This is a genomic window from Azospirillum sp. ST 5-10 (assembly GCF_051225715.1).
In the GTDB taxonomy this organism is placed as follows: Bacteria; Pseudomonadota; Alphaproteobacteria; order Azospirillales; family Azospirillaceae; genus Azospirillum.
In genome coordinates this window covers 93,730-101,706 of sequence record NZ_JBPJSP010000025.1, presented here as the reverse complement: position 1 = coordinate 101,706, position 7,977 = coordinate 93,730, and the positions used below count along the sequence as shown (strand labels likewise).

At 63.2% G+C, this 7,977-nt stretch carries 6 protein-coding genes; 4 read left to right on the top strand and 2 right to left on the bottom strand.

Going from position 1 to position 7,977, the window contains the following annotated elements:
* Window positions 1-196 precede the first annotated feature (196 nt).
* Entirely contained in the window at window positions 197-2,380 is a 2,184-nt protein-coding gene (locus tag ACSBPG_RS23480) for a hypothetical protein (RefSeq protein ID WP_435539654.1), read from the bottom strand.
* 606 nt (window positions 2,381-2,986) lie between these two features.
* Between ACSBPG_RS23480 and ACSBPG_RS23475 the strand changes: the two genes are divergently transcribed.
* The 4 genes from ACSBPG_RS23475 (at window position 2,987) to ACSBPG_RS23460 (ending at window position 7,281) form a co-directional block, all read left to right on the top strand.
* Complete coding sequence (locus ACSBPG_RS23475; RefSeq protein WP_435539653.1) at window positions 2,987-3,418, top strand: MarR family winged helix-turn-helix transcriptional regulator; 432 nt, start codon at window positions 2,987-2,989, stop codon at window positions 3,416-3,418.
* A 70-nt stretch (window positions 3,419-3,488) separates the two neighbouring features.
* Window positions 3,489-3,992, top strand: coding sequence for a (2Fe-2S)-binding protein (locus tag ACSBPG_RS23470; protein WP_435539652.1), 504 nt, complete (start codon window positions 3,489-3,491; stop codon window positions 3,990-3,992).
* Window positions 3,989-4,975, top strand: coding sequence for an FAD binding domain-containing protein (locus tag ACSBPG_RS23465; protein ID WP_435539651.1), 987 nt, complete (start codon window positions 3,989-3,991; stop codon window positions 4,973-4,975). The genes ACSBPG_RS23470 and ACSBPG_RS23465 overlap by 4 nt, the downstream gene beginning before the upstream one ends.
* Window positions 4,972-7,281, top strand: coding sequence for a xanthine dehydrogenase family protein molybdopterin-binding subunit (locus tag ACSBPG_RS23460; protein ID WP_435539650.1), 2,310 nt, complete (start codon window positions 4,972-4,974; stop codon window positions 7,279-7,281). The genes ACSBPG_RS23465 and ACSBPG_RS23460 overlap by 4 nt, the downstream gene beginning before the upstream one ends.
* A 64-nt stretch (window positions 7,282-7,345) precedes the next feature.
* On the opposite strand, the gene ACSBPG_RS23455 is transcribed toward ACSBPG_RS23460, so the two are convergent.
* Window positions 7,346-7,654, bottom strand: a complete 309-nt coding sequence (locus tag ACSBPG_RS23455; protein ID WP_435539649.1) for a DUF6455 family protein — start codon at window positions 7,652-7,654, stop codon at window positions 7,346-7,348.
* Window positions 7,655-7,977: the final 323 nt, after the last annotated feature.

Here is a 7,977-nt window from a genome sequence, read left to right as displayed (position 1 = left end):
GCGGCTTCTCCATCCACACGTTGACTCATATTCCGAGCCCCGCGGCAACCCTTTTCGCCAACCCCGTGAGCAATTACGTTCAGCCCACCTCAATACTGGAGGAATTGCCTCCACTCGTCAAAAGAAAGGAATTTCAAAAACGGATGACCCAATACCATCGACACCATCCAAACCGAATAATCTGATATCCTACTGATTAGTTGAGCATATCCCAAAGCTCGTCGCCGCAGCTTGTTTGTAGCTCCCATATTCTCGCCATTCGCCTGGTGTGAGATCGCCTCGGAACATACAAAAGACCATGGTTTCCGTTCGCTTTTATTGCAATTTTATTCGAAACCATGTAGTGCAGTACTTTTTCTGCTGACTCAGAGTCCCAGTAGTCCTCGGCGCCGCGCAGCAAGGCATCCTCTTGCCTTCCGCCGCCTTTTTGGAAAAACAGCTTTTTGATAATTGACAACAGTGTCTTATGCGCATTGCAAAGGTTTAGCTTACTTATTCGAGATGAATTGTAAGCTCCCTGAAATTTCCCGAAAACACAATTCTGGAATATTTCGGGCAATGCATTGACACTGCCGATCCCATTTACCGCGCTGATGACGCAGTCGCTCAAAAATACATTCGAAAATGACGCCGATTCAATCTCTAGCGTATCAATTTCAACTCCATCGAGCCGCAGACCTGAAACACGCACATCTACAAAACTCAACAGCTCAAAGGCGCCCCCGGACACACTGAGATTACGAAAGTCACATGACCTATTATCGCTTCCGAGTATAAGAGCTATGTAGTCACACGCCACTTGGCTATTGCCGTGGGTTGCGCAATAGCGAATAAACTTCTCAAGACCTTGGTCAGCCTTCACTTTACTAGACAGGACTCTTAGACCAAACGTCCCTAGCGCCTGCTGCCATCTCAGAGAAGCGATTTCTTTACTACTAGTAGAGAGAGATTGACTCAATGAAATGGCCCTCAAGCCATCTTTCGCGTAGTCGTCAATAAATATTCTCTCAGCTCCGCCCGTTCCAATTCGACCGAGGTACGGAAGGCGTTGAAGGAGAGCCGCAGACTCGTCAATAGGCGCATATCCAACGATGTCATAGAACGCTTGATTAATCTCAGCGTTGGATATTCTCTCGTCGTCCTTTCTTTTTTCCCGAGTTTTTTGCGCAAGCGCCAGGAGTATCCCCTTTAAGGCGTCCGCGTAGACTGTAGGGCTTATTCTCGTCTCTCTTTTGCAGATAGCATCAAGAATGCTTTCGAAAAATTCCACTTCGCCATTTGCCGAGTCGTGAAGACGCTCAACCTCAGCTGGATCAAGTCTGCTTAGAAGCTGAAATATGAGGGGTTTTCGAGGCATCCATTCAGGAATTTTTTTAAGGCTTGTGTTTCCTTCTATGTATTTCCTAACCTCGCCTTCAGAAAACTCTTCTGGACACTTTAGTAGTATAATCTCGCTCTTCTTGAGGCCAAGGCACTCAGCCATTTCATCGTCGGAATTGAAATAGTGCTCTCTTCCAGTAATAAGCATCCCTGAACCCGGGCACGATTGGATAACGTCGCGCACCCCTTCGAGGCTTTTTTTCCGAATTTCAGTCAGGCGAGCCGGATCGCCAGACCAGGATTGGGATCCAATCTCATCAAAGCCGTCGAGCAACAGGACATGGTTTCCTCTCCGGAGGCTTCTCACTAGGTTATCCGCATAGTCACCAAGCCCAAGAGAGTCCAAGTGATTGCTTATTATATGGCTTAAGCGCTTGTAACCCCAATTATCTCTAAGGTTAATTGCAACAGGAACGAACTCACGGCCGCATGCTGAAAGTTCGCTAAAAACCTCCATTAGACACCGGGATTTTCCGGAGCCGAATTCTCCAACCAAAACAATTTTGGCGCCACTTTCAACTTTACGCGCAATGTCAGATACTCCATACTGTGCGCCATCTTTGTCTACGTATTTAATCTCAATGTATTTTGCTTTATCAACCTTCCCGGTGTCCGGATCCACCGCACTTCCAAAAGGGGATAGCAACCTTTCGTTTGTATAAAACCTCGATCCAAGAAATTTTGTCGCAAATCCATCAAGATCAAGCACTTCGACATTCAGAGCAACCCCGCTTTCCTTCAAAGACGAGTGGTTGCCGCTCGTAATGAAGTAGCACTCAGAGTAAATTCCGCGCGCCATTAGGGCTGTGCGCATAACTGCAAACTTAGCCAAGTCGTCGCGCAGCTTATCGAGCCCGTCCCTTTTCGAGACTTCAATTAATATCCAATAGTCACTTCTGTATTTTACTATAGCATCACATTTCACTCCGCTCTCGCGTTCAGGTGTCGCAACAGCTCCCCAAATCGACTCCGCTATTTTTCGAGCCTTCTGCTCAACCATCTGCCATTTCATATTTTGCCTCGTTCAACTTACAATCGAATGTGAGAGGCCCTAACGCATCTACTAGGCCAGAGCATAGCTTGCCCAAGTATCATAAATTCGCGCCGTTTGGAATAGGACACATCTGATAGGAGATAGGTTTGGGTGCCTTTCTTCCACTTTTTGGCGGACGCTCCGGTAGTGTTGAATTTCGCGGAGGTGGCTTGTTGTAAAAAAAATTCCCCAGACATATGTTGTGAGCCATCTCGGCGATGCACTTTTCCCTAGACCTTTTTGTTCAAGGGATTGACGCCCGCTGTCCGCGAGTGTACCACTCCTAGGTGCCAGGGACGCTCCGGTCTAAGTTTCCAGCCGGAAAGTGCAGTTGTTGACAAACACTTGACGGGCAACGGCCTGTCTCCTCCCCTTGGGGACGCCAACCTTTCAAATGGGTTGGCATGTCAGGCGAAAGGTGGACGGTATGACTTCCGCTGTTTGTCCACTGCGCCATCCGAAGACCGGGGCGAACGGCTGTCGTCGGGTGGTGTCTCCGGCTGTCTCGTCGGCGCCGCGCCGGCGGCGGGCCAGCGCCGACCGCGCCCGATGCGGCCACCGCCGCAAATCCCCATGACCATGCCCACCGATGACCAGCTGGCGACGCTCGGCGCCGCGTTCGACGCTTTTTCACGCCGGTACAAACTGGCCGATGCGCTCAGTTCGGAAAAGCCGCTGAACGAGCTCGACAAGCAGACGCTCCTGTACGTGGCCGACCATCCGGGCTGCGGACCCACCGACGTGGCGCGGTTCCTCGCCGTCCCGAACACGACGGTCTCTTCCGCCACCGACCGCCTCGCCAAGCGCGGGCTGCTGGAGCGCGACCGTCCGGAAGGCGATCGCCGTGCCGTCGCGCTGCGGCTTTCGCAGGACGGCAGGCGGCGGGTCGATGCCTTCGTGGCGGCGCATCGCGCGCTCTACCGGAGAATGCTGGAGCCGCTGTCGCCCGCCGAGCGGGACAGCTTCATCGGCATGATCACGAAAATCGTATCTGACGATCATTGAATAATACGAATCTCGTTCCATCTTCCGGAGGAGCGTGACCGACACGCTCCCTTCACTCGGATGGACGAGGATGACGATCAGGATCAACGGCACCGATGTGGCTGCGCCCGAGGACGCGCGCATGTCCCTGCTCGACCTGCTGCGCGAGCGGCTGCACCTGACCGGAACCAAGGTCGGCTGCAACCAGGGTGCCTGCGGCGCGTGCACCGTGCTCATCGACGACGAACGGGTGCTGTCGTGCCTGACCCTGGCCGCACAGGCGGACGGGCGGTCGGTCACGACGATCGAGGGACTGGGCAGCGCCGACGAGCCGCATCCGCTGCAGGCCGCGTTCATCGACCATGACGGCTTCCAGTGCGGCTACTGCACGCCGGGCCAGATCTGCGCGGCGGCGGCGATGCTGCGCGAGATCGATGCGGGTGTCCCGAGCTACGTCACCGCCGACCTGACGGCTCCGGCCCCGCTCTCGCGCGACGAGATCCGCGAGCGGATGAGCGGCAATCTCTGCCGGTGCGGCGCCCACAACGGCATCGTCGACGCGATCCTCCGGGTGGCGACGGAGCGCGCGGCATGAGGCCGGTCAGCTATCACCGCGCGACCTCGGCCGACGAGGCGGCGCGCCTGGCCGCCGCCGACGGCGGCCGGCTGCTCGGCGGCGGGACCAACCTCGTCGACCTCATGCGCAAGGGCGTCGAGCGGCCGGCCGCTCTGGTCGATGTGACGGCCCTGTCGAGCGCGATCGCGGAGACGGGCGATGGCGGCCTGGTGATCGGCGCCGCCGCGCGCAACAGCGCCGTCGCGGCGCATCCGCTGGTCCGCGCGCGCCATCCCATGCTGGCGCGGGCGATCCTCGCCGGCGCGTCGGCGCAGATCCGCAACATGGCGACCGTCGGCGGCAATCTCATGCAGCGCACCCGCTGCCTCTACTTCCAGGATGCCGCCGCCTCGCGCTGCAACAAGCGGGCGCCCGGCAGCGGATGCGACGCGGCGGGCGGCTTCAACCGCCATCACGCGATCATCGGCACGTCGCCCCACTGCATCGCCGCGCACCCGTCGGACATGTGCGTCGCGCTCGCCGCGCTCGACGCCGTCGTCCGCGTCGCCGGCACGGACGGCCCGCGGACCATTCCCGTCACCGAGTTCCATCGGCTGCCCGACGACCGGCCCGATCGCGACACCGTGCTCGAACCGGGCGAGGTGATCACCGCCGTCGAGATTCCTCCATCGCCGTTCGCGGCGCGCTCCGCCTACCGCAAGGTGCGCGACCGGGCGAGCTACGCCTTCGCGCTGGTCTCGGTCGCCGCCGGGCTGACGATGCGCGGCGACCGGATCGACGACGTCCGCATCGCGTTCGGCGGCATCGCCCCGAAGCCGTGGCGGGCGTTCCGTGCCGAGGCGGCGTTGCGCGGCGCTGCGGCCACGCCCGATGCCTTCGCGGCCGCCCTGGCCGACGAATTCGCCGGCGCCGCGCCGCTGGCCGGCAACGCCTTCAAGGTCGAACTGGCGACGCGCACGGCGGGCGCCGTCCTCGCCGAACTGAGCGGAAGCGAACGATGAGCAGGATGCAGAACGTCATCGTCGAGTCGGTCAAGACCGCGCTCGGCTGGGTTCCGGCGCAATGGCTGCCGGGCGGCACGCCCGATCCGCTGATCCAGCGCCGCGCCGCGGTCGGCCGGCAGGATTCCCGGCTGGACGGCCCGGCCAAGGTCGCCGGACAGGCGCGCTTCGCCGCCGAGGTCGCGATGGACGGGCTGGCCTACGCGAGCCTGGTCCACAGCACGGTGACGCGCGGGCGGATCACACGCCTCGGCACCGCCGCGGCGGAGGCCGCGCCGGGGGTGATCCTGGTGATGACCCATCGGAACATGCCCCGGATCGGCACCCTGCCCCTGATCAGCGTCACCGACCTGTCCGCCGTCGGCAACTGCGACCTGCCCATCCTGCAGGACGCCGAGATCCACTACAACGGCCAGATCGTCGCCGTCGTCGTCGCCGCGACGCAGGAGCAGGCGGACCATGCCGCCTCGCTCGTCGAGATCGCCTATGCGTCCGAAGAGGCCGGCACCCGCTTCGAAGCCGCCAGGACCAACGCGCGGACCCCGGCGTCGATCCTGATCGAGAGGAACCACGTCTCCGTCGGCGATGCCGAACGGGAGCTGGAGCAGGCGGCGCATCGCGTCGACCACGTCTATCGGACGCCGGCCCAGAACCACAACGCGATCGAGTTGCACGCCGTGACGGTCGCCTGGGAGGGCGAGGCGCTGGTGATCCACGACGCGACGCAGATGATCGCGCCGAGCGCCAAGGCACTCGCCAAGCTGTTCGGCCTCAGGAAGGACCAGGTCCGCGTTCTTTCGCCCTTCGTCGGCGGCGGGTTCGGCGGCAAGGGCCTGTGGGATCATCAGATCGTCGCGGTGGCGGCGGCCAAGCTTGCCGGCCGGCCGGTCCGCCTGATGCTGAGCCGCGAGAGCGTCTACCGCATCGTCGGCGGCCGCACCCCGTCCGAGCAGCGCGTGGCCATCGGCGCCGACGCGGACGGCCGGTTCACCGCACTGGTGCACACCGGCTACTCCGTCATGCCGCCGCACGGCGCCTGCCCCGAGCAGTACACGCTGAGTTCGCGGGCACTCTACCGCTCGAAAAGCTTCGAGATCCTGCAGCGCCACGTCGATCTCGACATCGTTCCCAACACCTACATGCGCGCGCCCGGCGAGGCGATCGGCACCTTCGCGATCGAGAGCGCCGTCGACGAACTCGCCCACGCGATGGGCATCGACCCGATCGAGTTGCGCCGGCGCAACGAGCCGGACCGCCATCCCATCCACGGCGCGCCCTTCTCGCAGCGTGCGCTGATGCAGGCCTACGACGACGGCGCCGCGCGCTTCGGCTGGCACCGGCGGGCCGAACCGGGCGTGCGCCGCGAGGGCGAATGGCGCATCGGCATGGGCTGCGCGAGCGGCAGCTTCCCCTACGTGCGCCTGCCGGGAGTGAACGTCCGCGTCACGGTGCGCCGGGACGGCTCGGCGACGGTCGCGTGCTCGGCCCAGGACATGGGCATGGGAACCGCGACGGTGCAGGTTCAGCACGCCGCGGACCGCCTGGGCCTGCCGGTCGGGGCGATCGCGTTCGAGATGGGCGATTCCGCGCTGCCGGCCGGGCCGGTGGCGGGCGGCTCGTCGCAGACCGTGTCGATCGCGGGCGCGGTCATGGCCGCGGCGGAGAAGCTGACGGGCGAGCTGCTGCGCCTTGCCGGCAACGACAGCCCGGTCGCCGGCCTGCGGCCCGGCGACGTTCGCCTCGCCGATGCCGGCATCGCCTCCATCGAGGACCCGTCCCGGCATGAGAGCTATCGATCGATCCTGACGCGTGCGGCGCGGGAGCAGGTCAGCGTCACCGCGGCCGGAAGCGCGCCGCTGGAGATGCTCAAGTTCGCGATGCACAGCTTCTCGGCCGTCTTCTGCGAACTCCGCGTGAGCGAGGTCACGGGCGAGGTCCGCGTGGACCGCCTGCTGGGGTCGTTCGATTGCGGGACGATCCTCAATCCGAAGACGGCGGCGAGCCAGTTCCGGGGCGGAATGATCATGGGCCTCGGCCTGGCGCTCACCGAGGAAACCCTGTTCGACGAGCGAAGCGGCCGGATCATGAACGCCACACTCGCCGACTATCACATTCCGACCCATCTCGACGTGCCGGAGATCGACGTGATCTGGACCGGCATCCCGGACCCGCGCTCACCCCTCGGCGCGCGCGGGATCGGCGAGATCGGCATCACCGGGGTCGCGGCGGCCGTCGCGAACGCCGTGTTCAACGCCACCGGCAAGCGCATCCGCGACCTGCCCATCACCCTGGACAAGCTGCTCTGAGGGGCGCCGGTCGCGGCCGCCGCCACCCGGGGTCGAACGGCCCACCCGCTTCGGTCGGGCGCATTCACGTGGCGGCGCCGGCGATGCGCTCGACGAGGGAGCGGTTCGGGCAGTGGGGGGGAGCCACCGCGGCGTCCGTCCCGGCCTGGATCAGCCAGCGGTCGCAGGCCTCCTTGCGCGGGCACGCGCGGCACCGGCGGACCGCGTCGTTCAGGTCCCGGCTGGCGCCGCAGGTCATCGCCGCCGCGCCGGGCCGCAGGCGGGCGACGACCCCGGCCAGGCGCAGGCGCTCCGCCGCGGCGCGCCGCGCCGCCAAGGACACGCCGGCCAGCAGGAGCGCGGCGGTCGATACGGCGAGGAACAAGGCTTCCATGATCTCCACTCCGATGGATGTCTGACATATCAAAGGTATGTCTAGCATCTCCGGACCGCCTTGACGTGGATCAATCCGGCATCGCCGCGCCTCCCGGAGCGTGTCCTGTCGGTTCCGCACGCACCGCCCCCGCGACAGGGCGCTCCGGCGTTCGGCGTCCGGCGACGGGAAGGGCGCGGCTGCCGTCGGGCCGGGGCGGCGTCGCGTCGGGCGAACTTTCCTCTGGCAAGGGATAAGCTACGACTGATATGTTAGGCTGGGTCCAGCCGATGCCCGCCGCCGGTGGGGTGTCCGGCGCCTGCCCGCGAGCGCGGCCGCCGACG